22 protein-coding genes are annotated in these 21,950 nt (G+C 72.7%); 12 read left to right on the top strand and 10 right to left on the bottom strand.

The annotated features are described in order from the left end of the window. The first annotated feature begins 71 nt into the window (after nt 1-71). From ACIGXJ_RS16695 to ACIGXJ_RS16685, 3 genes are all read left to right on the top strand, one after another. Complete coding sequence (locus ACIGXJ_RS16695; RefSeq protein ID WP_399645364.1) at nt 72-1,796, top strand: trypsin-like peptidase domain-containing protein; 1,725 nt, start codon at nt 72-74, stop codon at nt 1,794-1,796. Between the two features lie 133 nt (nt 1,797-1,929). Beyond that, nucleotides 1,930-2,361: a sec-independent translocase gene (locus ACIGXJ_RS16690; protein WP_399645362.1), complete on the top strand. Its 432-nt coding sequence runs from the start codon at nt 1,930-1,932 to the stop codon at nt 2,359-2,361. Nucleotides 2,362-2,546: 185 nt separating this feature from the next. Then, nucleotides 2,547-3,200, top strand: coding sequence for a hypothetical protein (locus ACIGXJ_RS16685; protein WP_399645359.1), 654 nt, complete (start codon nt 2,547-2,549; stop codon nt 3,198-3,200). Between the two features lie 134 nt (nt 3,201-3,334). Here the strand turns inward: ACIGXJ_RS16685 and ACIGXJ_RS16680 are convergent, their stop codons facing one another. After that, on the bottom strand, nt 3,335-4,468 hold the full coding sequence (locus tag ACIGXJ_RS16680) for an Mrp/NBP35 family ATP-binding protein (protein ID WP_399645357.1): 1,134 nt from the start codon (nt 4,466-4,468) through the stop codon (nt 3,335-3,337). Between the two features lie 181 nt (nt 4,469-4,649). Here ACIGXJ_RS16680 and ACIGXJ_RS16675 point away from each other — a divergent pair, with 181 nt between their 5' ends. Further along, on the top strand, nt 4,650-5,414 hold the full coding sequence (locus ACIGXJ_RS16675; RefSeq protein WP_399645355.1) for a hypothetical protein: 765 nt from the start codon (nt 4,650-4,652) through the stop codon (nt 5,412-5,414). Between the two features lie 20 nt (nt 5,415-5,434). Here the strand turns inward: ACIGXJ_RS16675 and ACIGXJ_RS16670 are convergent, their stop codons facing one another. Next, on the bottom strand, nt 5,435-5,953 hold the full coding sequence (locus ACIGXJ_RS16670; RefSeq protein WP_399645353.1) for a hypothetical protein: 519 nt from the start codon (nt 5,951-5,953) through the stop codon (nt 5,435-5,437). Nucleotides 5,954-5,976: 23 nt separating this feature from the next. Beyond that, entirely contained in the window at nt 5,977-7,092 is a 1,116-nt protein-coding gene (locus tag ACIGXJ_RS16665; protein ID WP_399645351.1) for a magnesium and cobalt transport protein CorA, read from the bottom strand. A 470-nt stretch (nt 7,093-7,562) separates the two neighbouring features. On the opposite strand from ACIGXJ_RS16665, the gene ACIGXJ_RS16660 reads away from it, so the two are divergent. From ACIGXJ_RS16660 to ACIGXJ_RS16645, 4 genes are all read left to right on the top strand, one after another. Next, on the top strand, nt 7,563-8,147 hold the full coding sequence (locus ACIGXJ_RS16660; RefSeq protein ID WP_399645349.1) for a suppressor of fused domain protein: 585 nt from the start codon (nt 7,563-7,565) through the stop codon (nt 8,145-8,147). Nucleotides 8,148-8,296: 149 nt separating this feature from the next. Next, complete coding sequence (locus tag ACIGXJ_RS16655) at nt 8,297-8,938, top strand: DUF6758 family protein (RefSeq protein ID WP_399645347.1); 642 nt, start codon at nt 8,297-8,299, stop codon at nt 8,936-8,938. 184 nt (nt 8,939-9,122) lie between these two features. Beyond that, nucleotides 9,123-9,980, top strand: coding sequence for a PHP domain-containing protein (locus ACIGXJ_RS16650; protein ID WP_399645345.1), 858 nt, complete (start codon nt 9,123-9,125; stop codon nt 9,978-9,980). Between the two features lie 68 nt (nt 9,981-10,048). Continuing rightward, nucleotides 10,049-10,654 carry a MarC family protein gene (locus ACIGXJ_RS16645; RefSeq protein WP_399645343.1) on the top strand — a complete coding sequence of 202 codons (606 nt, stop codon included), beginning with the start codon at nt 10,049-10,051 and terminating at the stop codon, nt 10,652-10,654. Nucleotides 10,655-10,732: 78 nt separating this feature from the next. On the opposite strand, the gene ACIGXJ_RS16640 is transcribed toward ACIGXJ_RS16645, so the two are convergent. Next, nucleotides 10,733-10,885 (bottom strand): hypothetical protein, encoded by a 153-nt coding sequence (locus tag ACIGXJ_RS16640; protein WP_106983652.1) that lies wholly within the window; start codon nt 10,883-10,885, stop codon nt 10,733-10,735. 209 nt (nt 10,886-11,094) lie between these two features. Between ACIGXJ_RS16640 and ACIGXJ_RS16635 the strand changes: the two genes are divergently transcribed. Continuing rightward, nucleotides 11,095-11,997 (top strand): NYN domain-containing protein, encoded by a 903-nt coding sequence (locus ACIGXJ_RS16635; RefSeq protein ID WP_399645340.1) that lies wholly within the window; start codon nt 11,095-11,097, stop codon nt 11,995-11,997. Here the strand turns inward: ACIGXJ_RS16635 and ACIGXJ_RS16630 are convergent. Together ACIGXJ_RS16630 and ACIGXJ_RS16625 are read right to left on the bottom strand one after the other, a co-directional pair. Continuing rightward, on the bottom strand, nt 11,994-12,875 hold the full coding sequence (locus ACIGXJ_RS16630; protein WP_399645338.1) for an alpha/beta fold hydrolase: 882 nt from the start codon (nt 12,873-12,875) through the stop codon (nt 11,994-11,996). The two genes, ACIGXJ_RS16635 and ACIGXJ_RS16630, sit on opposite strands and share 4 nt — an antisense overlap. A gap of 86 nt (nt 12,876-12,961) precedes the next feature. Next, a complete protein-coding gene (locus ACIGXJ_RS16625) occupies nt 12,962-15,478 on the bottom strand; it encodes a DEAD/DEAH box helicase (protein WP_399645336.1) in 2,517 nt (838 codons plus the stop codon). A 546-nt stretch (nt 15,479-16,024) separates the two neighbouring features. Here ACIGXJ_RS16625 and ACIGXJ_RS16620 point away from each other — a divergent pair. Continuing rightward, nucleotides 16,025-16,780 (top strand): ferritin-like fold-containing protein, encoded by a 756-nt coding sequence (locus tag ACIGXJ_RS16620; protein WP_399645334.1) that lies wholly within the window; start codon nt 16,025-16,027, stop codon nt 16,778-16,780. Between the two features lie 126 nt (nt 16,781-16,906). Here ACIGXJ_RS16620 and ACIGXJ_RS16615 read toward each other — a convergent pair whose 3' ends face one another. From ACIGXJ_RS16615 to ACIGXJ_RS16600, 4 genes are all read right to left on the bottom strand, one after another. Next, nucleotides 16,907-17,176: a hypothetical protein gene (locus ACIGXJ_RS16615; RefSeq protein ID WP_399645332.1), complete on the bottom strand. Its 270-nt coding sequence runs from the start codon at nt 17,174-17,176 to the stop codon at nt 16,907-16,909. A 168-nt stretch (nt 17,177-17,344) separates the two neighbouring features. Beyond that, a complete protein-coding gene (locus ACIGXJ_RS16610) occupies nt 17,345-17,572 on the bottom strand; it encodes a DUF3107 domain-containing protein (protein WP_399645330.1) in 228 nt (75 codons plus the stop codon). A gap of 186 nt (nt 17,573-17,758) precedes the next feature. Next, nucleotides 17,759-18,400 carry a TetR/AcrR family transcriptional regulator gene (locus ACIGXJ_RS16605; protein WP_399645328.1) on the bottom strand — a complete coding sequence of 214 codons (642 nt, stop codon included), beginning with the start codon at nt 18,398-18,400 and terminating at the stop codon, nt 17,759-17,761. A gap of 171 nt (nt 18,401-18,571) precedes the next feature. Then, entirely contained in the window at nt 18,572-18,796 is a 225-nt protein-coding gene (locus tag ACIGXJ_RS16600) for a hypothetical protein (protein WP_399645325.1), read from the bottom strand. 219 nt (nt 18,797-19,015) lie between these two features. Here ACIGXJ_RS16600 and ACIGXJ_RS16595 point away from each other — a divergent pair, with 219 nt between their 5' ends. Both ACIGXJ_RS16595 and ACIGXJ_RS16590 read left to right on the top strand, forming a co-directional pair. Beyond that, nucleotides 19,016-20,014 carry an alpha/beta fold hydrolase gene (locus tag ACIGXJ_RS16595; RefSeq protein ID WP_399645323.1) on the top strand — a complete coding sequence of 333 codons (999 nt, stop codon included), beginning with the start codon at nt 19,016-19,018 and terminating at the stop codon, nt 20,012-20,014. A gap of 7 nt (nt 20,015-20,021) precedes the next feature. Beyond that, nucleotides 20,022-21,707: a DUF3152 domain-containing protein gene (locus ACIGXJ_RS16590; RefSeq protein WP_399645322.1), complete on the top strand. Its 1,686-nt coding sequence runs from the start codon at nt 20,022-20,024 to the stop codon at nt 21,705-21,707. The last annotated feature ends 243 nt before the right edge of the window (nt 21,708-21,950 follow it).

The raw sequence follows: 21,950 nt of genomic DNA, 5'->3' as shown, positions 1-21,950 counted from the left end.
GCGGCGGCGGAGTTCGACGAGCCGCGGCCAGCGCCTGCGCCCGCCGTGCCGCGGCCAGCTGTGGGGAGAGCATGAACGAGGGCAAGCCCACGCAGGACCCTTCGGGGCAGCGGACCGGCACGGAGGGCGACTTCCACCTGGAACGCCCGTCCCGTACGGCGGCCACCTCCGACGACGGGGACTTCGAGCTGCGGCGACCCGAGGAGCACACCGGGTCCGCCGAGGACGCCCCGCCGTCGGGGCCGGCCGGGTCGGAGGCGGCCCGGGCCGGCGCGGCGCAGGCCAAGCCCCTGCACGACCCCGACCCCTACAGCACCCCGCCCTACGGCGAGCCCGGCCCCTGGGCGCCCGCGCCGCCGGTGCAGCATCCGGCGACGACCCCCGCCCACGGCACGGTGGTACCGGCACCGCCGCCCCTCGGCGGCGAGGCGCCCGAGCAGGGCCCGCAGATGCCCGGCACCGTGGCGGCCACCCCCGCCACAGCGCCCGCGCCCGCGCACGCCACGCCCCCGGCCCCTGTCACCCCCGTCCCCGTCACCGCCGTACCCGCACCGCCCCCCGGCGCCTCCATACCCGCCGACGGCCCCCCGGCCGATCCATGGGCGCGCTACGACCCCTGGGCCGCCGCGGCGGCGGGGCCGTTGCAGCAGACCGGCGAGGCCGCGCCGAGCGTGGCCCAGCGCAAGCGGCGGGCCAGGAGGACGCTGGTGCTGGGCGCGGTGCTGCTGGCGCTGGTGTCCGGCGGCGTCGGCGGCGCCGTAGGGGCCTATCTGGAGCGCAACGGCGGCATCGGCGGCGTGGAGCTTCCGCAGGCCGGTGAGGAGCCGGCCGGGCGGGACCCGGACAGCGTGGCCGGGATCGCGGCGCGGGCCCTGCCCAGCGTGGTGACCCTGCATGTCAGCGGCAGCGAGCAGTCCGGCACCGGCACCGGCTTCGTGCTGGACGACCAGGGCCACATCCTCACCAACAACCACGTCGTCGAGCCCGCGGGCGAGGACGGCGAGATCACCGTGACCTTCCACAGCGGCGACACCGCCGAGGCGGAACTCGTCGGCGGCGACAGCGGCTACGACCTCGCCGTCGTCCAGGTCAAGGGCGTCCACGGCCTGCAGCCCGCACCCCTCGGCAACTCCGACAACGTCCAGGTCGGCGACCCCGTCGTCGCGATCGGCGCCCCCTTCGACCTCGCCGGCACCGTCACCTCCGGGATCATCAGCGCCAAGCAGCGCCCGATCACCGCGGGCGGCGAGAGCGGCGACGGCAGCGAGATCTCCTACGTCGACGCCCTGCAGACGGACGCGCCGATCAACCCCGGCAACTCCGGCGGCCCGCTTCTCGACTCCCGGGGCCGGGTCATCGGCATCAACTCCGCGATCCGCTCCGCGGGCGGCGGCGCCGAGACCGACGGTGAGCAGGCCGGCTCGATCGGGCTCGGTTTCGCCATCCCCGTCAACCAGGGCAAGCGCGTCGCCGAGGAGCTGATCAACACCGGCCGGGCCACCCACCCGGTCATCGGCATCACCCTCGACATGGACTACGGCGGCGACGGCGCCCGCGTGGGGACCCGGACGAGCGACGGCCGCGCCCCGGTGACGGCCGGTGGGCCCGGCGACCTGGCCGGCATCAGGGCCGGGGACGTGATCACCGAGGTCGACGGGCAGCGCGTCCACTCCGGCGAGGAACTGATCGTGAAGACCCGCGCCCACCGGCCCGGCGACCGGCTCGAGCTGACCGTGGAGCGCGGCGGCAGGGAGCGGACGATCTCCCTGGTGCTCGGCTCCTCGGACGACGGGTGACAAACCGTACAGACGTGCTCGATATCTCACGGATCGGTCCGCATACACGCAGTCGGACGTCACGGGACGGTACCGGTCGGACAGGATCGGCGGGTACCGTGGACCCGGCCCGGGACATCGCAAGGAGCTTCAGGTGTTCAATGACATAGGACCGCTCGAGCTGGTGACGCTCATCGTCCTCGCCGTGCTCGTCTTCGGTCCCGACAAGCTCCCGAAGGTCATCCAGGACGTCACCCGCACGATCCGGAAGATCCGCGAGTTCTCGGAGAGCGCCAAGCGGGACATCCGCGAGGAACTCGGCCCCGAGTTCAAGGACTTCGAGTTCGAGGACCTCAACCCCAGGACGTTCATCCGCAAGCAGCTGGACAACGACGACCTGGGGATCAAGGAGATCCGCAACGGCTTCGACTTCAAGAAGGAGATGGCCGAGGTCTCCGACGTCGTGCACGGCCGCGACGGCGAGTCCTCCTCCGCCGCCGACACCTCCGGCGGCCGGGTCGACATGGCGAAGAAGCCCGAGCCCGGCCGCGACGAGCGCCCGCCCTTCGACGCGGACGCCACCTGATCCGGTAGTGCGCGGGGGCCGCGTGCGCGGCCCGTGCGCGCCCCACACGCCCGGCGCTTTCCCGGCTGCCCGCGGTGGTGTGGATATGCTGCCGAGTTGTTGTGCGGACCGTACGCAGATGAGCAACGCCGCCCGAAGGGGGGCGGGCCGCTCGGTCCGACGAGAGCGAGGAGGCGTCCGGGCACATGGAGACGACGAGTCGGGCAGTCGCGCAGGCGCCGGCCGCGGAGGGCGGACAACAGGTCCCCTCCGCCCGGCGTACGGTCGACGGCTACCTGCGCGCGCCCTTCCCGTGGTACGGCCTCGACGAGGCGTTCACGGGGCCGCGCTGGCTGATGCAGGTCGGGACCGCGGCCGACGGGGCCGTCGAGCACGGGTCGATCGGGCACGGCGACGAGCCCTCGGTGCGGGCCGACGCGGAGGACCGGGAGAAGTTCGCGGTCGTGGTGACCGTCGCGGCGAATCCCTCCCGCAGGAGCGCGGACGGTACGGGGCTGCTGGAGGCCACGTCGGTGTCCTCGGCGGCGTGGCTGGCCGGGGTGGGGCTGCTGTCCTTCACCTGGCCGGGGCAGATGGACCACGCGCTGCGCGACGACTGGCTGGAGCAGCAGACGGAGACGGCGTGGGCACTGGCCGACGACCTGGACGGGGCCGAGTGGTCGACGCTGTCCCTGCCGGTGGACGGCGCGCCCACGCCCTTCCACTACCGGGAGTCCGAGTTCGGGTGGGTGCTCGCGGGGTCCACCCAGGAGGGCGTCCATGTCGGGGCGTACGGCCGGGGCATGAGCGCGTACGGGCTGGGCTTCGCCATGATCAAGGACATCGCGGCCTACGCGTGACGAGGGGGCGCCCTGTTCGGGGCGCCCCCTCGCCGTAGGGCTTGCTGCCGTGTCGCGGCCGCCGGTTCGTCGCGGCGTGCCGCGCGTTCCCCGCGCCCCTTGGAGGGCGATGCCCTCCGGGGCGTCGGAGAGATCTAGAACTTGTTCTTCGGGGTGATCCCCAGCGACAGGCCCGAAAGGCCGCGCTGACGGCCGCCCAGCTTGCCCGCGATGGCGCGCAGCGCGGAGCCGGCCGGGCTGTCCGGGTCGGTGAGGACGACCGGCTTGCCCTCGTCGCCGCCCTCGCGGAGGCGGACGTCGATCGGGATGGAGCCGAGGACGGGGACGTTGGTGCCCGTCGTACGGGTCAGGCCGTCGGCGACGAGCCGGCCGCCGCCGGTGCCGAAGACGTCGACCATCTCGCCGCAGTGCGGGCAGGGCAGGCCGGACATGTTCTCGACCACGCCGACGATCTTCTGGTGGGTCTGCACCGCGATGGAGCCGGCCCGCTCGGCGACCTCGGCCGCCGCCTGCTGCGGGGTCGTGACGACCAGGATCTCGGCGTTCGGGACCAGCTGGGCGACGGAGATGGCGATGTCACCGGTGCCGGGCGGCAGGTCCAGGAGCAGGACGTCGAGGTCGCCCCAGTAGACGTCCGCGAGGAACTGCTGGAGCGCGCGGTGCAGCATCGGGCCACGCCAGACCACCGGGGCGTTGCCCGGGGTGAACATGCCGATGGAGATGACCTTCACGCCGTTCGCGGACGGCGGCATGATCATGTTCTCGACCTGGGTGGGACGGCCGTCGGCGCCCAGCATGCGGGGCACGGAGTGGCCGTAGATGTCGGCGTCGACGACGCCCACCTTCAGGCCGTCGGCCGCCATCGCCGCCGCCAGGTTGACCGTCACCGAGGACTTGCCGACGCCGCCCTTGCCGGAGGCGACCGCGTACACGCGGGTCAGCGAGCCGGGCTTGGCGAAGGGCACCTCGCGCTCGGTCTGGCCGCCGCGCAGCGCCGCCGCCAGCTCCTTGCGCTGCTCGTCGCTCATGACGTCCAGCGTGACGTCGACGCGGGTGACACCCTCGACCCGCGAGACCGCGTCGGTCACGCGCTGCGTGATGGTGTCGCGCATGGGGCAGCCGGAGACCGTCAGGTACACGGTGACCGCGACCGCTCCGTCCGCACCGATCTCCACCGACTTGACCATCCCGAGTTCCGTGATGGGCCGGTTGATCTCGGGGTCGTTGACTGTCGCCAGTGCTTCGCGCACCGCGTCTTCCGTAACCATAAGGACGATGGTACGGCTCGGTAGCCCCGCTCCGGGAAGGGTGTACATCACTCCGTGCGGGCGCCAGCGCCGGGAATACCGGCGGCCCCGGGCTGCGCCCCAGGCCTGCTTTCTGGCGGAACTCCCCGTCCCGGTACTCTGCGGTAGCCGCTGAAGGACACGTCGGAAAGGCACCGCACCTGTGACTGCGATTCCCCAGGGCCGTATCCGCCGCAGGGTCGGGCTGGTCGGCGCGGTGTGCGCGCTGGCCGTGACCGGTCTGGGGCTCACGGGATGCAGCGAGGAGGATCCGGACGCGGGCACCAACGGGGTGGGCAAGCTGCCCCCCGCCAGGATCCAGGCCGAGACCCGCGCGGCGGCCGGCTCCGCGGACGCGGTCCGGCTGTCGGGGACCGTGGTCGCGGGAGGCAGCACGTACGAGCTGGACATGCGGCTGAAGGACGACGGCGGCACGGGCTCCCTGACCGCGCAGGGCGCGACCTTCGAGCTGCTCCGTATCGACGACGAGCTCTACCTCAAGGCGGACGCGGCCTTCTGGGACCACGAGGACGGCAAGAGCGACTCCGGCGAGGGCGACCCGGCGGCCGCCGCCGACAAGCTGGGCGGCAAGTATGTGAAGGTGCCGGAGGACGACCCCGCCTACCAGCGGTTCAGCGGCTTCACCGACATGGACGTCCTGCTGGACGGCCTGCTCACGCTGCACGGCTCGCTGGCCACCGACGGCCACCACGAGCAGGGGGGCGTGCGCGTCATCCGCATCACCGGCGACCAGGGCTCCGGCGGCACCCTGGACGTCTCCCTCCAGGGCAAGCCGTACCCGCTGCGCCTGATCCGCGGCGGCGACGCGGGCACCCTCCGCTTCTCGGACTGGGGCGAGGACTTCGCGCTGAAGCAGCCGCCGGAGGACGAGACCGTCGACTACGGCCGGCAACTGCCGACGGCGTAGCGCCCGGACCGGAGCCCGCTCTAGCGCCTGGCGCGCTTCTTCTTCAGCAGCAGGCGCGGCAGGGCCGCCGGGACGGGCCGGCGGGTCGTCGCCGGGGTCGGCAGCGGTGCCTCGGCGAGGGAGCCGTCGGGCAGGTCGGTGGTGACCCCGGTGGGCTCCAGGCGCAGCACCCGGCACTCGCGGGCCCAGCGCTCGGGCATGGCCTCGCCGTCGGGGGCGTTCAGCCGCTTGCCCTTCAGCTCGGCGACCGCCGCGTCCCACGCCTCGGAGCCGGGCGCGAGCTCGACGGCCCGCGCGGACCAGGCGACCAGCCGGCCGCCCTTGTCCTTGCTGCGTACGGTGATCTCGGCGGCGGCCCCGTCGGCGAGACCCGGCAGCGGCTGCTCCCCGGGCCCGTCCCCGACCACGCAGGCGGCGCCCTCGTGCCACACGTGCCACAGCGCACGGGCGGCCGGGGCACCGGCACCCCGGACCCAGATGAGCCCGGACTTCTTGGTGGCCTCCTCGACGAGGGCCCGGTCGAGCAGCTCGCTTGTCATGCGCCCAGCCTATCGGGGCGCGTTCACAGCCAGCCGTTGCGCTTGAGGGTGCGGTGGATGCCGAGACAGATCATGGCGGTCACGCCGAGCACCATGGGGTAGCCGTACTTCCAGCCCAGCTCCGGCATGTGCTCGAAGTTCATGCCGTACACCCCGCAGACCATCGTCGGTACGGCGATGATCGCGGCCCACGACGTGATCTTGCGCATGTCCTCGTTCTGCGCGACGGACGCCTGGGCGAGGTTGGCCTGGAGGATGGAGTTGAGCAGTTCGTCGAAGCCCATGACCTGCTCCTGCACCCGGGCGAGGTGGTCGGCGACGTCCCGGAAGTACTTCTGGATGTCCGGGTCGATCAGCCGCATCGGCCGCTCGCTCAGCAGCTGCATGGGCCGCACCAGCGGGGACACGGCCCGCTTGAACTCCAGCACCTCGCGCTTGAGCTGGTAGATCCGGCCGGCGTCGGTGCCGCGCGGACTGCCCTTGCGGCCCGGCGAGAACACCTCGGTCTCGACTTCCTCGATGTCGTCCTGCACCGCGTCGGCGACCGCGATGTAGCCGTCGACGACATGGTCGGCGATGGCGTGCAGCACGGCGGAGGGGCCCTTGGCGAGCAGCTCCGGCTCGTCCTGGAGGCGGTGGCGCAGCCCGCGCAGCGAGCCCTTGCCGCCGTGCCGGACGGTGATGAAGAAGTCCCGGCCGGTGAAGCACATCACCTCGCCGGTCTCGACGATCTCGCTGTTGGGGGTGAGTTCGTCGTGCTCGACGTAGTGGATGGTCTTGAAGACGGTGAACAGGGAGTCGTCGTAGCGCTCCAGCTTGGGCCGCTGGTGGGCCTGCACGGCGTCCTCGACGGCCAGCGGGTGCAGCCCGAACTCGGCGGCGATACCGGCGAATTCGGCCTCGGTGGGCTCGTGGAGCCCGATCCACACGAACCCGCCGTCGCGGCGCACCTGGCGCATCGCCTCGTGCGGGCCGACGGGCTTGCCGAAGTCCACGCGGGCGCCGTCGCGGTAGACCGCGCAGTCGACGACGGCCGAGGGGGTGCCGGGGTCGCGCGTGGTGTCGTAGCCGCCGCTGTCCTTGCGCAGGGACGGGCGGGCCGGACGCACTACGGAACGCAGGTCGCGGATCATCGACATGGCAGGCTCCTTCGCGGGCGGGCAGCGCATGGCGGCCTGCGAACGGGTGGAACTGCCCGGAATGGGGACGTCCTGACGCTGGGATGTTTGGCACGTCCACAAAGCGGGGAGCACCGCACCGTCGCGGTGGCTGACTTCGCTGCCGGTCAGATCGGACAGATCAGACAGTCAGGCAGAACAAGACGAAGTGCTCTTCCGTGACGACACGCGGAAGCAACCGCGGAAAGGCCAGAGCCGGAAGGTCGGAAAGACAGCTACTCAGCGGCCGGAAGAGCGGGTGGTACTGCACGGTCGACTTCGGTCCATCGCAGCCCCACCTCCTCCGGCCAGTCCCTCGTAAGGGAGATCCATCGGCGTCGGAGCTGGATGCGCGACGCTTCTGCGTGCTGCCCCGACCGGCCAAGAGTATCAGCCGACTGAAGTGTCAAGGCGCCGCTTTGCCTTGTACTGACGAGTTCTATGCTCGCCGCATGGTTGATGTTCTCGCTCTGGTCGAGGCCCGGTTGCGTACCGCGCTCGGCGAACCGGACGCCCGCGCGGCGGTCACCTTCCTCGGCACCGACCGCGTCGAGGTACTGCGCTTCCAGGGTGACGGCGTCGTCCGCTACGCCACCCTCGGCATGTCGGCGCACCCCATGACCGACCCCACCGCGATGGTCGCCGACCCCGTCAAGGGTCCGCGCGCCGAGCTGGTGCTCTCGGTGCGGGCCGGCCTCGCCGACACCGACAAGGTGCTCAGGCCGCTCGCCGTGCTCGCCGCCTCCCCGCAGGTGGAGGGCGTGGTCGTGGCGCCCGGCGCCTCGCTGGACGTCGGCGAGCCGCTCTGGCCGGGCGCGCCCTTCACCTCCGTGCTGGTCGCCGAGCCGGGCGGGCTGGTGGAGGACCTGGAGCTGGACGAGCCGTTGGACCCGGTCCGCTTCCTGCCGCTGCTGCCGATGACGCCGAACGAGGCCGCCTGGAAGCGGGTGCACGGCGCCCAGGCCCTCCAGGAGCGCTGGCTGAACCACGGCACCGACCTGCGCGACCCCGCCCGCGCCTCCGTGCCGCTGGCCTGAGCGGCCGCGGGGCGTGAGCGACCTCACCGCGGCCTCCGGATCGATTGGGCCGGTTGGTGGACCCCGCGGCACTGCCGGAAGGTGAGCGTTCCGTCCGGACGGGTGATCGTCCTTGACGAGACGGTGCCGGGGTAGGACCGTGGGGCCCTATGAGGGGCGAACCCAGTTGCCCGAAGTGCGGTGGCCGGGTCAGGGCTCCCGGCCTCTTCGCCGATTCCTGGCAGTGCGGTCTCCACGGCACGGTGCATCCGGTGCAGCCCGTGATCCCGCCGAGCGTCGAGGCCCTCGGCGTGGTGGTGCACCGCACCAAGGTGCCCGTGTGGATGCCGTGGCCACTGCCGGTCGGCTGGCTCTTCACGGGCGTGGCCAGTGCAGGTGACGACCGCAGCGGCGGCCGCGCGACGGCCGTCGCGTGTTCCGGACCCGGTCCGCTCGGCGGGATGGGCGAGCTGATCCTGGTCGCGGAGGAGCTGGGCGTCGGCCTGGGCGCGCGCTACGCCGGCATCGACGGCCCGGATCCCGGACCGTATCTGAACGTCGAGAAACCGCCCCAGGCGAAGGTGCTCGCGGCGGGCCGCCCCACCCCCTTGTGGCACGTCGCCGGCACCCCCGACGACCGCGCCGTCTTCGCGGGGGAGGCCCTCGGCCTCTGGCTCTGGGCGGTGGTCTGGCCGGAGCAGTCCGGACTGCTGATGTACGAGGACATGGTGCTGGCCGACCTGAGGGAGGCGGGCGCGGAGGTGGAACTGGTGCCGTGCGGCGCCTTGTCGCCGAGACTGCTCAAGCCGTAGGGCGCCGCTCCGAGCGGGGAACCGCGCGGCCGGCCCTGTACGACCGGTGGCCGCCGGACGACCGGAAGGCACCCCCTTCGCAGGGCGCCTGTAGGGGTCACTGTGGGCTTGCGGGTGTGACAGGGTGGCCGAAAACCCGGTTATCCTGAGGTGTCCCCATCCGTCGGCCACCGCTGGAGTCCGCGTGCGTATCGACCTGCACACCCACTCCACCGCGTCCGACGGCACGGACATCCCCGCCGAGCTCGTCCGCCGCGCCCACGCCGCCGGCCTGGACGTCATCGCGCTGACCGACCACGACACCACCCGCGGCCACGCCGCCGCGATCGAGGCCCTGCCGCAGGGCCTCACCCTGGTGACCGGCGCGGAACTCTCCTGCCGTACCGACGGCACCAGCATGCACATGCTCGCCTACCTCTTCGACGCCACCGAGCCCGCGCTGCTCGCCGAGCGGGAGCTGGTGCGCGACGACCGGGTGCCCCGGGCCAAGGGCATGGTCGCCAAGCTGAACGCGCTGGGCGTGCCGGTGACCTGGGAGCAGGTCGCGCGGATCGCCGGTGACGGCTCGGTCGGACGCCCGCACATCGCCACCGCGCTGGTCGAGCTGGGTGTCGTCCCCACGGTGAGCGACGCCTTCACCGAGCAGTGGCTCGCGGACGGCGGCCGGGCGTTCGTGGAGAAGCACGAGACCGACCCCTTCGAGGCGATCCGGCTGATCAAGGGCGCCGGCGGTGTCGCGGTGTTCGCCCACCCGGCGGCCGTCAAGCGCGGCCGTACGGTGCCGGAGTCCGCGATCGCCGCGATGGCCGAGGCCGGACTCGACGGGATCGAGGTCGACCACATGGACCACGACCCGGACACCCGCGCCCGGCTGCGCGGCCTCGCCAAGGACCTGGGCCTGCTGGTCACCGGCTCCAGCGACTACCACGGCAGCCGCAAGACGGTCGCGCTCGGCGAGTTCACGACCGACCCCGAGGTGTACGGGGAGATCACCCGGCGGGCGACGGGCGCGTTCCCGGTGCCGGGCGCCGGCGGAGTCTGAGGGCCTCCGGGCCCCGGCCGCGCTCCCGTCCGTAGATCCTCTTCTCCAGCAAGGCCTGTGCAACACCCATGTTCGACATCGCTGTCTTCGGCTCGCTCTTTTTGACCCTGTTCGTCATCATGGATCCCCCCGGGATCACCCCGATCTTCCTGGCGCTCACCGCCGGGCGTCCCGCCAAGGTGCAGAAGCGGATGGCCTTCCAGGCCGTCTGCGTGGCGGGCGGGGTCATCGCCGTCTTCGGGGTCCTCGGTCACCAGATCCTGGACTACCTCCATGTGTCCGTCCCCGCGCTGATGATCGCGGGCGGACTGCTGCTCCTGCTGATCGCCCTCGACCTGCTCACCGGCAAGACCGACGAGCCGAAGGCGACGAAGGACGTCAATGTGGCACTCGTGCCGCTGGGCATGCCGCTGCTGGCCGGCCCGGGCGCGATCGTGTCCGTGATCCTCGCCGTGCAGAAGGCCGACAGCGTGGCCACGCAGCTGTCGGTGTGGACGGCGATCGCCGCCATCCATGTCGTGCTGTGGCTGGTGATGCGCTACTCGCTGCTGATCATCCGCGTCATCAAGGACGGGGGTGTGGTCCTGGTGACCCGGCTCGCGGGCATGATGCTGTCCGCCATCGCCGTGCAGCAGATCATCAACGGCGTCACGCAGGTGATCCAGGGCGCCTGAACCCCGGCGCACGCGGCGGAGCCCCGTACGGCAGTGGCCGTACGGGGCTCCGAAGCTTCTGTGGGTAGGGATCCGCTGTTACGAGGCCGTGCTGTCGGCGGGGCGGATCCACAGGCGCTGTCCGATGGCGGCGGCCTGCTGAACGATCCGGTTGACGGAGGCGGCGTCCACGACGGTGCTGTCCACGGGCGTGCCGTCGACGTCGTCGAGTCGCATGATTTCGAAGCGCATGGGGCTTCTCCCTTCGTCTGGTCATCCTCCTGAGGAGAATTGCTGCGTACATAGGGAGTCAACGAGGTGCGTGTTACAAACATTCCCTACGCTAAAGAAATTTTTCGAACAACTAATTACTAGCGAGTAAGGGGTATCCCGGCGGGCCTCGCCCAAACCCTGTGGCATCAGTTGTACTCGCAGCGTGACCGTCGGGACAATGGGCAGCGATGAACGACGACCTCGCGGCCCTCGCGGCCCGCATCGACCGCACCAACGAACTGCTCCAGCGCATGCTCGCCGAGGTGGCCAAGACCCCCTCGACCCATGCGATCTTCGTCGACGCGGGTTACCTCTACGCGGCCGCGGGCCGGCTCGTCGCCGGCACCGAGGACCGGCGCGCCTTCGACGTGGACGCCGAGGGGCTGATCGAGGCGCTCATCGACCGCGCCCGCCAGGTCTTCGCCGACAGCCGGCTGCTGCGCGTCTACTGGTACGACGGTGCCCGGCGCCGCATCCACACCCTGGAGCAGCAGTCGATCGCCGAGCTGCCGGACGTCAAGGTCCGGCTCGGCAACCTCAACGCCAACAACCAGCAGAAGGGCGTCGACTCCCTCATCCGCACGGACCTGGAGTCCCTCGCCCGGCACCGCGCCATCAGCGACGCGGCCCTCCTCGGCGGCGACGAGGACCTGGTCTCCGCGGTCGAGGCCGCCCAGGGCTACGGCGCCCGTGTGCACCTGTGGGGCATCGAGGCACCGGAGGGCCGCAACCAGGCCGAGCCGCTGCTCTGGGAGGTCGACAGCCAGCGCACCCTCGACCTCGACTTCTTCAAGCCGTACGTCAGCCGCCGTACGGCCGCCCCCGCCTACGACCCCGCCGGCACGGCGAACCGGCCCAGCCGCGAGAACGTACGGTTCGTCGGCGCGCAGATCGCCGCGAAGTGGCTGGCCGAGCGCGGCCGCGAGGCGCTGGTGGAGCTGCTGCAGGGCCACCCCTATCTGCCCGGCTCGGTCGACCAGGACCTGCTGGTGGAGGCGGAGGGCATGCTCCAGTACTCCCTGCGCGGCCAGCCCGACCTGCGGCGGGCGCTGCGGGACGGGTTCTGGGGACACGTGCAGACGCAGTACTAGTCCGTACGGGTGGGCGTACGGTCCCAGAAGTCGGCGAGGGCCTCGGCCGTGCGCAGCGGCTGCTCCACGTTCGGGGAGTGCTCGGCGCCCTCGACGACCGTGCGGTGCGCGCCCAGCCGTACGGCCATCTCGTCCAGCAGCGGCACCGGCCAGGTGTCGTCGAAGGCCCCGGACAGGACGTGGAACGGCAGCGGCAGCGCGGCCAGCTCGGCCACCCGGTCCGGCTCGGTGCACAGCTGCCGGCCGGTCGCGAGGAGCTGCGCCGGCTTGTGGGCCAGCCAGCGGCGCCGCAGATGGTCCTGGCCGCCCCCACCACCGGGCCCGCCGACGTCCTCCGGCGGGTCCGTCGCACGGATCGCCTCCCAGACCTGCTCCATCGTCATCACCGCGAGCGCGTCGTGCAGGAGCTTCACACGCGCCTGCTGCGACGCGGAGATCCGCGCGGGGCCCGAGGCGACGAGGGTCAGCGAGGCGAAGGGGGAGTGGTCCAGCAGCACCGCCGCGCGGGCGATCTGGCCGCCCAGGGAGTGGCCGAGCAGATGCAGGGGGCCCGCGCCCCCGAGCGCCGCCGCCTGGGCGAGCACGTCCCGCGCCAGCTCCCGCTGGGCGTACGCCGACTCGTCGTCCCCGGGTCCGTCGGACTCGAACTGACCCCGGCCGTCCACGGCGACCGTGCGCCAGCCGCGCGCGGCGAGCGGCTGGTGCAGCAGGTGGAAGTCCTCCTTGCTCCCCGTGAAACCGGGCAGCAGCAGGACGACGCCCTTGCGGGGCAGGCCGGGCTCCACGTCGTGGTCGACGACCGCGAAGTCACCGCGCTCGGTGCGCAGTCGGTAGGCGCGGGCGCCGACGGGCGGGTCCAGAGTCGGGGGCTTGCTCACGGGGTGAGCGTAACCGGCAGGCCGGCGGCGAAGACGCCGACGGCCCGGCTCCCCCGGTGAGGGAGTCGGGCCGTCGGGCGTTCGGATCAGCCTTCCGCGGACTCGGCGGCGGCCGTGGCCTTGCGGGTGCGGCGGACCGGCTTGGCCTCCGCGTCGGCGGCCGTGGCGGCCGTCTTCCGCGTGCGCCGCGGCTTGGGCTGCGGCTCCTCGGTGGCCTGCGCCGGGATCTCGGCGGTGGGCGCGCCGGCCGCGGCCTTCCGCGTGCGCTTCGGCTTGGCCTCGGCGGTCTCGCCGGTCTCGGCCTCGGTGGCCTTGGCGGCGGCCGTGGCCTTGCGGGTGCGGCGGACCGGCTTGGCCTCGGTGCCCTCGGTGCCCTCGGTGCCCTCGGTGCCCTCGGTGCCCTCGGTGCCCTCGGTGCCCTCGGCGGCTTCGGCGGCCTTGGCGGCGGCGGTCTTCCGCGTGCGCTTGGGCTTGGCCTCGGCGGTCTCGCCGGTCTCGGCGGCCACGGTCTCAGCGGCCTTCGCGGCGGCCGTCTTGCGGGTGCGCTTCGGCTTCACCTCGGCGGTCTCCGCTTCCACGGCCGGCGCCGTGGCGGCCGTCTTGCGGGTGCGGCGGACCGGCTTGGCCTCGGTGCCCTCGGCGGTGTCGACGGCTTCGGCGGCCTTGGCGGCGGCGGTCTTCCGCGTGCGCTTCGGCTTGGCCTCGGCGGTCTCGCCGGTCTCGGCGGCCACGGTCTCAGCGGCCTTAGCGGCGGCCGTCTTGCGGGTGCGCTTCGGCTTGACCTCCGGCTCCTCGGTGGCCTGGGCCGGGATCTCGGCGACAGGCGCCTCCGGCTCGGCGACGACAGCCTTACGCGTGCGGCGGCGCGGCTTGGCCTCGGTCGCCTCGGCGGTGTCGGCCGCGGCCTCGGCGGACGCGGCCGCCTTACGGGTGCGGCGCGGCTTGGCGGCGGGGGCCTCGGGCGCCTCGACGGCAGGGGCCTCAGGGGCCGCGGGCTCCACCACTGCGGCCTCCGTGGCCACCGTCTCCGCCGACCGGCGGGTCCGGCGGCGGCGCGGCTTGGCCTCCGCGGCCTGCTCGGCCACCGGCGTCACGGGCGACACCGGCGCCTCCGGCGCGGCCGGAGCCTCCGCCTCGGCCGGAGCCGTGGTGGCGGCGAGCGGCGGGGTCGCGCCGCCACGGGTACGGCGACGGCGGCGCGGGGTGCGCGGCGCGGTCACGCCCTCGGCGGCGGGAGCCTCGGCGGCCTCCTGCGTGGCGGTCGCGGGAGCGGCCGTGGCCTCGCCCTCCGGCGCCGATCCACCGCGCGTACGGCGGCGACGGCGCGGCGTGCGGGCCGTACGCTCGGGCTCGGCGGAGCGGGACTCGTCCCGGCCGCCCCGGCCACCGCGACCGCGCGGGCCGCGGCCACCGGGCTCGCCCAGGTCCTCCAGCTCCTCCGCCTCCAGCCCGGCACGGGTGCGCTCCGAGCGCGGCAGGACACCCTTGGTGCCGGCCGGGATGCCGAGGTCCTCGAAGAGGTGCGGGGAGCTCGAGTACGTCTCCACCGGGTCGTTGAAGTCCAGCTCCAGCGCCTTGTTGATCAGCTGCCAGCGCGGGATGTCGTCCCAGTCGACGAACGTGATCGCCGTGCCCTTGGCGCCCGCGCGGCCCGTACGGCCGACCCGGTGCAGGTAGGTCTTCTCGTCCTCGGGGGACTGGTAGTTGATGACGTGGGTGACGCCCTCGACGTCGATGCCGCGCGCGGCGACGTCGGTGCAGACGAGGACGTCGACCTTGCCGTTGCGGAAGGCGCGCAGCGCCTGCTCGCGGGCGCCCTGGCCGAGGTCGCCGTGGACCGCGCCGGCGGCGAAGCCGCGACGCTGGAGCTGCTCGGCGATGTCGGCGGCGGTGCGCTTGGTGCGGCAGAAGATCATCGCAAGCCCGCGGCCGTCGGCCTGCAGGATGCGGGCGACCATCTCCGGCTTGTCCATGTTGTGGGCGCGGTAGACGAACTGCTTGATGTTCGCGACCGTCGCGCCCTCGTCGTCCGGCGCCGTGGCGCGGATGTGCGTGGGCCGGGACATGTAGCGGCGGGCCAGGCCGATGACCGCGCCCGGCATGGTCGCCGAGAACAGCATGGTCTGGCGCTTGGCCGGGAGCATGTTGATGATCTTCTCGACGTCGGGCAGGAAGCCCAGGTCGAGCATCTCGTCGGCCTCGTCGAGGACGAGCGACTTCACGGCGCTCAGGTTCAGCTTCTTCTGGCCCGCGAGGTCCAGCAGCCGGCCAGGGGTGCCGACGACGACGTCGACGCCCTTCTTCAGGGCCTCCACCTGGGGCTCGTAGGCACGGCCGCCGTAGATCGCGACGACGCGGACGTTGCGGACCTTGCCGGCGGTCAGCAGGTCGTTGGTGACCTGGGTGCACAGCTCGCGCGTGGGGACGACGACGAGTGCCTGCGGCGCGTCGGTGAGGTCCTCGGGCTTCGCGCGGCCGGCCTCGACGTCGGCGGGGACGGTGACGCGCTCGAGGAGGGGGAGGCCGAAGCCCAGCGTCTTGCCGGTGCCGGTCTTGGCCTGGCCGATGACATCCGTGCCGGAGAGGGCGACGGGGAGGGTCATCTCCTGGATGGGGAAGGGGGTGACGATGCCGACGGCCTCCAGGGCCTCGGCGGTCTCGGGAAGGATTCCGAGCTCTCGGAACGTCGTAGTCAGGGTGCTGCCTCTTCTGTGTGCGCGGCGCGAGGCGAGCGCGGGGGTCGTGTCTGACCGTGCCGGGGGACGTCGGCCGCCTCACGGGCTGGCCGTGGGGCACGGGACCTCTGCCGACGCTCTAGCGCTCGTACCGCTGAGGGTGTCCCCCTCCGGGGGCCGTACGCACGGTGCCGTACGGTCGGGGAGGGCTGTCGGGTCGGAGCCGATCGGGCCACCGACCGGGCATCCTCATACGTGCGGCCTGTCGAGGTACGGTGCGGCCGACGCGTCGGGCATGACGTGTCGAACGTGCCTACGTACCAGCAGGCGCATTACCACCATACCCCGGATTGGCGCACACGCGATGGCCGATTCGGTCACGTTGTCGTCGTCACACTCCTGGGCGCGGTCCTTCGCGTCATCGTGGCCACAGTGACTGACCAGGGACTTCCCCCGTGCGACGAGCGGGCTATTGTGCGCTGCATGACGACCTCTGACAAGCCTGACAACGCCCCCGAGAACGCTGCCGAACCGACCGGTGTCGCCGCCCAGGACTGGGCGCGGGCCTCCGCCGACCCGCAGTACCGCGCCGCCGTCGTGGACCTGCTCGGAGCGCTCGCGTACGGCGAGCTGGCGGCGTTCGAGCGGCTGGCGGAGGACGCGAAGCTGGCGCCGACGCTGGAGGACAAGGCGGAGCTGGCGAAGATGGCGTCGGCGGAGTTCCACCACTTCGAGCGGCTGCGGGACCGGCTGACGGAGATCGGCGAGGAGCCCACGGCGGCGATGGAGCCGTTCGTGGCCGCGCTGGACGGCTTCCACCGGCAGACGGCGCCGTCGGACTGGCTGGAGGGCCTGGTCAAGGCGTACGTCGGTGACTCGATCGCCAGCGACTTCTACCGGGAGGTCGCGGCGCGGCTGGACTCCGACACCCGGTCGCTGGTGCTGGCCGTCCTCGACGACACGGGGCACGCCGGGTTCGCCGTGGACCGGGTGCGTGCCGCGATCGAGGCGGACCCGCGGGTGGGCGGGCGGCTCGCGCTGTGGGCGCGGCGGCTGATGGGGGAGGCGCTGTCGCAGTCGCAGCGGGTCGTCGCCGACCGGGACGCGCTGTCGACGATGCTCGTGGGAGGCGTGGCCGACGGGTTCGACCTGGCCGAGGTCGGCAAGATGTTCTCGCGGATCACCGAGGCGCACACCAAGCGGATGGCCGCGCTGGGACTGGCGGCGTAACGCCCCCGGGATCAGGTGACGCCCCGGGGATCAGCGGTTCCCTACGCGGCACCGTTCCGCCGTCACCGATCGTTACGCCGTCACGGATCGTTACGCCGTCACGGATCGTTCCGCCGTCACCGATCGTTACGCCGTCACCGATCGTCGGCGGATTCTTCCCGCGGGGCGGACCAGCAGGGACAGGCTCGCCGTCGAGACGATCAGGGCGCCCAGCAGGCTCAGCGGGACGGCAGCCGCGTCCAGGGCGGTGTGGGTGACGAAGTCCCCGAACAGCGCGCCGGCCACACCGGTCGACAGGACCAGGGGGCGGGACGGCAGGCGATGGGCCAGGCGGTGCGTAGCCGCCCAGGCGAGGACGAGGCCGAGCAGAGCGGAGCCGAGCGCTTCCAAGATCATGAAGGGGTCCCTCCCACGCAGCCGGCCAGAGTGCTTGCGGTCGTGGTCCGTCATACCCCTGACCTGCGGAATCCAATCCTCCCCCTGGAGGAAGGCGTGCTCCGTTCGGGAACCGACACATGAGGGGCCCGGCGACCGAAGTCGCCGGGCCCCTCACGCGTGAATCGCTTACAGTGCGCCGAAGCCCACCTTGCGGGGCGCGGGCTCGCCGAGCTCGACGTAGGCGAGGCGGTCGGCCGGGACGAGGACCTTGCGGCCGTGCTCGTCCACCAGGCTCAGCAGCTGCGACTTGCCGGACAGCGCCTCGGCGACGATGGTCTCGACTTCCTCGGCAGTCTGACCGCTCTCCAGAACGATCTCGCGCGGCGCGTGCTGCACGCCGATCTTGACCTCCACGGCTAAGTCCCTCCGAACGGTCAGTGAAGTGCGCGGACATCCGCGCCGTACCCAGCACACATTAGCCCGGTGAGGGGACGGACACGGATCGCGCGGCCACGCCAGGAGCGAACAGCCGCCGGGAACAAATCCCGGCGGCCGTCCGCGTCAGTCGGCTTCTGCGAGTGTCATCGGGTTCTACGCGTGTCAGTGGTGCTCGGTGCCGTGCAGCGGGAAGCCCGCGATGCCGCGCCAGGCCAGCGAGGTCAGCAGCTGCACCGCCTGGTCGCGCGGCACACTGCGGTCGCTGTGCAGCCAGGAACGGGCGACGACCTGGGCGAGGCCGCCCAGACCCGAGGCCAGCAGCATCGACTCGGCACGGGACAGCCCGGTGTCCTCGGCGATGACGTCGCAGATGGCCTCCGCGCAGTCGTTGGTGACCTTGTCCACTCGCTCGCGCACGGCCGGCTCGTTGGTGAGGTCCGACTCGAAGACCAGGCGGAACGCGCCGCCGTCGTCCTCCACGTACGCGAAGTACGCGTCCATGGTGGCCCGTACGCGCTGCTTGTTGTCGGTCGTCGACGCCAGCGCGCTGCGCACGGACCGGATCAGGGACTCGCAGTGCTGGTCCAGCAGTGCGAGATAGAGGTCGAGCTTGCCCGGGAAGTGCTGGTAGAGCACCGGCTTGCTGACACCGGCGCGCTCGGCGATGTCGTCCATCGCGGCCGCGTGGTAGCCCTGCGCCACGAAGACTTCCTGTGCGGCGCCCAGCAGCTGGTTCCGTCGGGCACGGCGCGGCAGGCGCGTGCCCCGCGGGCGTGCCGCCTCTGTCTGCTCGATGGCTGTCACGCCGCCTCCCAAAATCGTCCACATGCGGTGTGCGCCGCGCCGCCATCGTACTTTTGGGTAACCCTGGTGTGCGCGGTGCGAGCGCAGAATTTCATGTACCGGACGGCGGCGAAAGCCGCGCAGACGGTTTCGAACACGGGCAGAAGGGGCACGATTCGGCCTCTTGGCTGCTCAGCGGTAGTCGTCCTCGTCGAGTGAGACGATTCGGGCCTGCTCCGCGAGATCCGCCTCGTTGCCCCGGTCGGGGTCGATGTCCTTCAGCGGATCGTCGCGGTCCGGCGCGATGTCGGCGTGCTGCTCCGCCGCGTCCGCCTCCGGCGCCTCGACATCGAACTCCTCGCTCTCCCGTGTCTCCTCTTCCGCGAACGTCTCGGGATCGGTGGGGTCGACGGTCATGGCTGGGCTCCCTTCCTGCGTACGCCTACGAACGTCCCTGGAAAGTGCAGGGGCCACATGCGGGTGCCCTCCGTACGAGCGTATGAGACACCCCATCCGCACGCTATGCGATCCGCGTACGGAGGGTCACGCCGTGCGCGCGGCACGCGTGCGTGTGCTGTGACGCCGAACACAGGGGGAAGCGTGGGGCGGCGCGTGATCACCTCGTAACATTGCTGCATGTCTTCGACCGAGCTGCCGTCCGTGGCGACGGCCAACGTGCTCCCGAAGGTGGCGCCCGTCCGGGTCGCGGAGGGCGAGCGGCTGCGCTCGGTCGGGTTTCCGGGGATCACCCTGACGGTGCGCTCGCGGCCGCCCGTGCGCGAGGGGCTCCCGCCCGCGCTGTTCGTCCACGGCCTCGGCGGTTCCTCGCAGAACTGGACCGAGCTGATGCGCGCGCTCGACGGGGTCGTCGAGAGCGAGGCCGTGGACCTGCCGGGCTTCGGCGACTCGCCGCCCCCGGACGACGGCGACTACTCGGTCACCGGGCACGCGCGTGCGGTCATCCGCTATCTCGACGCCGCCGGACGCGGCCCCGTGCACCTCTTCGGCAACTCCCTCGGCGGCGCGGTCACCACGCGCGTGGCCGCCGTACGGCCGGACCTCGTGCGCACGCTCACGCTGGTCTCGCCCGCGCTGCCGGAGCTGCGCGTCCAGCGGTCCGCCGTGCCCACCGCGCTGCTGGCGCTGCCGGGCGTCGCGGCCCTCTTCACACGGATCACCAAGGGCTGGACGGCCGAGCAGCGGGTCCGCGGGGTACTTGCGCTGTGTTACGGCGACCCCGGACGGGTGACTCCGGAGGGTCTCCGCCACGCGGTGGAGGAGATGGAGCGGCGGCTGCAGCTGCCGTACTTCTGGGACGCCATGGCACGCTCCGCGCGCGGGATCGTCGACGCTTACACCCTGGGTGGCCAGCACGGACTGTGGCGCCAGGCGGAACGGGTCCTCGCGCCGACCCTGCTCGTCTACGGCGGACGCGACCAGCTGGTCGGCTTCCGTATGGCCCAGAAGGCGGCCCGCGCTTTCCGCGACTCACGCCTGCTGACGCTTCCGGAGGCCGGACACGTCGCCATGATGGAGTACCCGGAGACGGTGGCCACCGCCTTCCGGGACCTGCTCGCCTGCACGACCAGAGCCGAGGACGGTGCCGTGACCACGACAGAGACCAAGAGGAGCTGAGGCTCGGGTGGGACGCCACAGCCGCCGCGGCCCGGCACCCAAGGGCACCGCTGCGGACACAGGGGGACGCGGGAAGTCCCCCGGGGGAGCGGGAGCCGCGGGGGCGCCGCCGGAGCGGGAGCCCCGGCCACGCTCGCAGGAGCCTCAGGGGAGGCAGCCTCAGCAGCAACAGCCTCAGCAGCCTCGTCCGCAGTTCCAGCCGCCTCAGACGCGGCCGGCGACGGGACGGCCCGCAAGTGGGGCGCCCGGTTACGGCGTGCCCCGCCGGCCGGACGGGACGCCTGCGCAGGGCGTACCGCGTTTCGGGGAGGGGACGCCTGCGCATGGGGTGCCGCGCTTCCCTGACGGGACGCCTGCCCATGGAGTGCCGCGCTTCCCTGACGGGACGCCTGTCCGGGGGGTGCCGCGTTTCCCCGGTGGGGCGCCTGCGCAGGGGGCGGTCCGCTTTCCTGACGGGGCGTCCGCGCAGGGCGCAGCACGCTTTGCTGACGGGACGTCCGCACAGCGCGCAGCACGTTTTGATGACGGCACCCCGGCTCATGGCGTGCCCCGTTTCCCCGGCGGGACGCCCGCCCATGGCGTGCCGCAGGTGCGCGGGGGGCATCCGCAGCAGCGGGAAGCCGGTGGCGGCTGGGGCGAGGTGGCGGGCGCGTCGGCCGGGGCCGGGGCCGCTCTGCCCCGGCAGCGGCAGGCTCCGCCCGGTGGGCCGCGGCGGGAGTACATCGCGGCCTTCGACCCGGAGGGCGACGGAGCCGGAGGCAGCCTCGGGGGCGGCCTCCGGCGTCGTACGGCCACGGCGAGCGGGGGCGGGGACCCGTACGGCTCCGTCACACAGTGGGAGGACGCCCCGCCGCGGACGCCCGAGGACGAGCCGGTGCGGGGCAAGGGCGGCAAGGGGCGCGCGTTCACCGGGATCGCCGCGGCGGCCGTGACCACCGTGCTGGCGGTCGTCGTGGCCGGGCAGGTCACCGACCGGGGCGAGGACCCCGCGGTAGGGGCCCAGGCGGCCGCCGGGCAGGGGCGCGGCATCGACGACTCCGCCTCGCGCGGGGACGGGCGGCCGACGCCGTCCACGGCACCGAGCGCGGTGGCACTGACGTACGAGCAGAAGATGGACAGGAAGTACCCGCTCGCTCCGAAGCTCGCCGGCCCAGGGAGGTTCTACGCCGTCCCCGGCATCGACAAGGCGCCCGGCCGCGGGCAGAAGTTCACCTACCGGGTGGACGTCGAGCAGGGACTCGGCCTGGACGGCGAGCTGTTCGCGCAGGCCGTGCACAAGACGCTGAACGACGACCGGAGTTGGGCCCACAACGGCGGCCGTACCTTCGAGCGCGTCCACTCCGGGCAGCCCGACTTCGTCATCACCCTGGCCAGCCCCGGCACGACCGCCGAGTGGTGCGCCAAGTCCGGCCTGGACACGACCGTCGACAACGTCTCCTGCGACTCGGCCGCCACCGAGCGCGTGATGATCAACGCGTACCGCTGGGCGCAGGGTTCGAAGACGTACGGCGACGAGATCCACGCCTACCGGCAGATGCTGATCAACCACGAGGTCGGGCACCGGCTCGGCTTCCACCATGTGACCTGCGACAAGGACGGCGATCTCGCGCCGGTCATGCAGCAGCAGACCAAGTTCCTCGACCACGACGGGGTGCACTGCAGACCCAACCCGTGGGCCTACCCCGGGAGCTGACGATCCGTCCGGTAACCGCGCCGGCCGGCCGGCGCGCCCCGGACGCGGCCCCCGCCCCGTGACGTTGCGTAGGCTCGCGATCTCTTAGCGCGACGGAACGCGACCCGCACGGGAAAGTTACGACCGTTCACCCCTTTTGGTGGGGGGGGCGGGCACCCCCCCGCGCGCCCCCCCCCCGGGCGCGGGGCTTTGGGACCCCGGGGGCCCCCCCGGGCAACGCGGGGCGCGTGTAAGGGGTACGGG

Origin of the sequence: Streptomyces sp. NPDC053367, assembly GCF_044545925.1 — a bacterium.
Classification (GTDB): domain Bacteria; phylum Actinomycetota; class Actinomycetes; order Streptomycetales; family Streptomycetaceae; genus Streptomyces.
Note: the sequence above shows the minus strand (reverse complement) of the source record. Positions and strands in the feature narration are given on the sequence as shown.

Coding starts and splice junctions, on each gene's coding strand:
- ACIGXJ_RS16680 (WP_399645357.1), bottom strand. CDS start 4,468: ATGGTTACGGAAGACGCGGTGCGCGAAGCACTGGCGACAGTCAACGAC.
- ACIGXJ_RS16665 (WP_399645351.1), bottom strand. CDS start 7,092: ATGTCGATGATCCGCGACCTGCGTTCCGTAGTGCGTCCGGCCCGCCCG.
- ACIGXJ_RS16645 (WP_399645343.1), top strand. CDS start 10,049: ATGTTCGACATCGCTGTCTTCGGCTCGCTCTTTTTGACCCTGTTCGTC.
- ACIGXJ_RS16595 (WP_399645323.1), top strand. CDS start 19,016: ATGTCTTCGACCGAGCTGCCGTCCGTGGCGACGGCCAACGTGCTCCCG.
- ACIGXJ_RS16660 (WP_399645349.1), top strand. CDS start 7,563: ATGGTTGATGTTCTCGCTCTGGTCGAGGCCCGGTTGCGTACCGCGCTC.
- ACIGXJ_RS16625 (WP_399645336.1), bottom strand. CDS start 15,478: ATGACCCTCCCCGTCGCCCTCTCCGGCACGGATGTCATCGGCCAGGCC.
- ACIGXJ_RS16600 (WP_399645325.1), bottom strand. CDS start 18,796: ATGACCGTCGACCCCACCGATCCCGAGACGTTCGCGGAAGAGGAGACA.
- ACIGXJ_RS16685 (WP_399645359.1), top strand. CDS start 2,547: ATGGAGACGACGAGTCGGGCAGTCGCGCAGGCGCCGGCCGCGGAGGGC.
- ACIGXJ_RS16655 (WP_399645347.1), top strand. CDS start 8,297: ATGAGGGGCGAACCCAGTTGCCCGAAGTGCGGTGGCCGGGTCAGGGCT.
- ACIGXJ_RS16695 (WP_399645364.1), top strand. CDS start 72: ATGAACGAGGGCAAGCCCACGCAGGACCCTTCGGGGCAGCGGACCGGC.
- ACIGXJ_RS16635 (WP_399645340.1), top strand. CDS start 11,095: ATGAACGACGACCTCGCGGCCCTCGCGGCCCGCATCGACCGCACCAAC.
- ACIGXJ_RS16640 (WP_106983652.1), bottom strand. CDS start 10,885: ATGCGCTTCGAAATCATGCGACTCGACGACGTCGACGGCACGCCCGTG.
- ACIGXJ_RS16670 (WP_399645353.1), bottom strand. CDS start 5,953: ATGACAAGCGAGCTGCTCGACCGGGCCCTCGTCGAGGAGGCCACCAAG.
- ACIGXJ_RS16615 (WP_399645332.1), bottom strand. CDS start 17,176: ATGATCTTGGAAGCGCTCGGCTCCGCTCTGCTCGGCCTCGTCCTCGCC.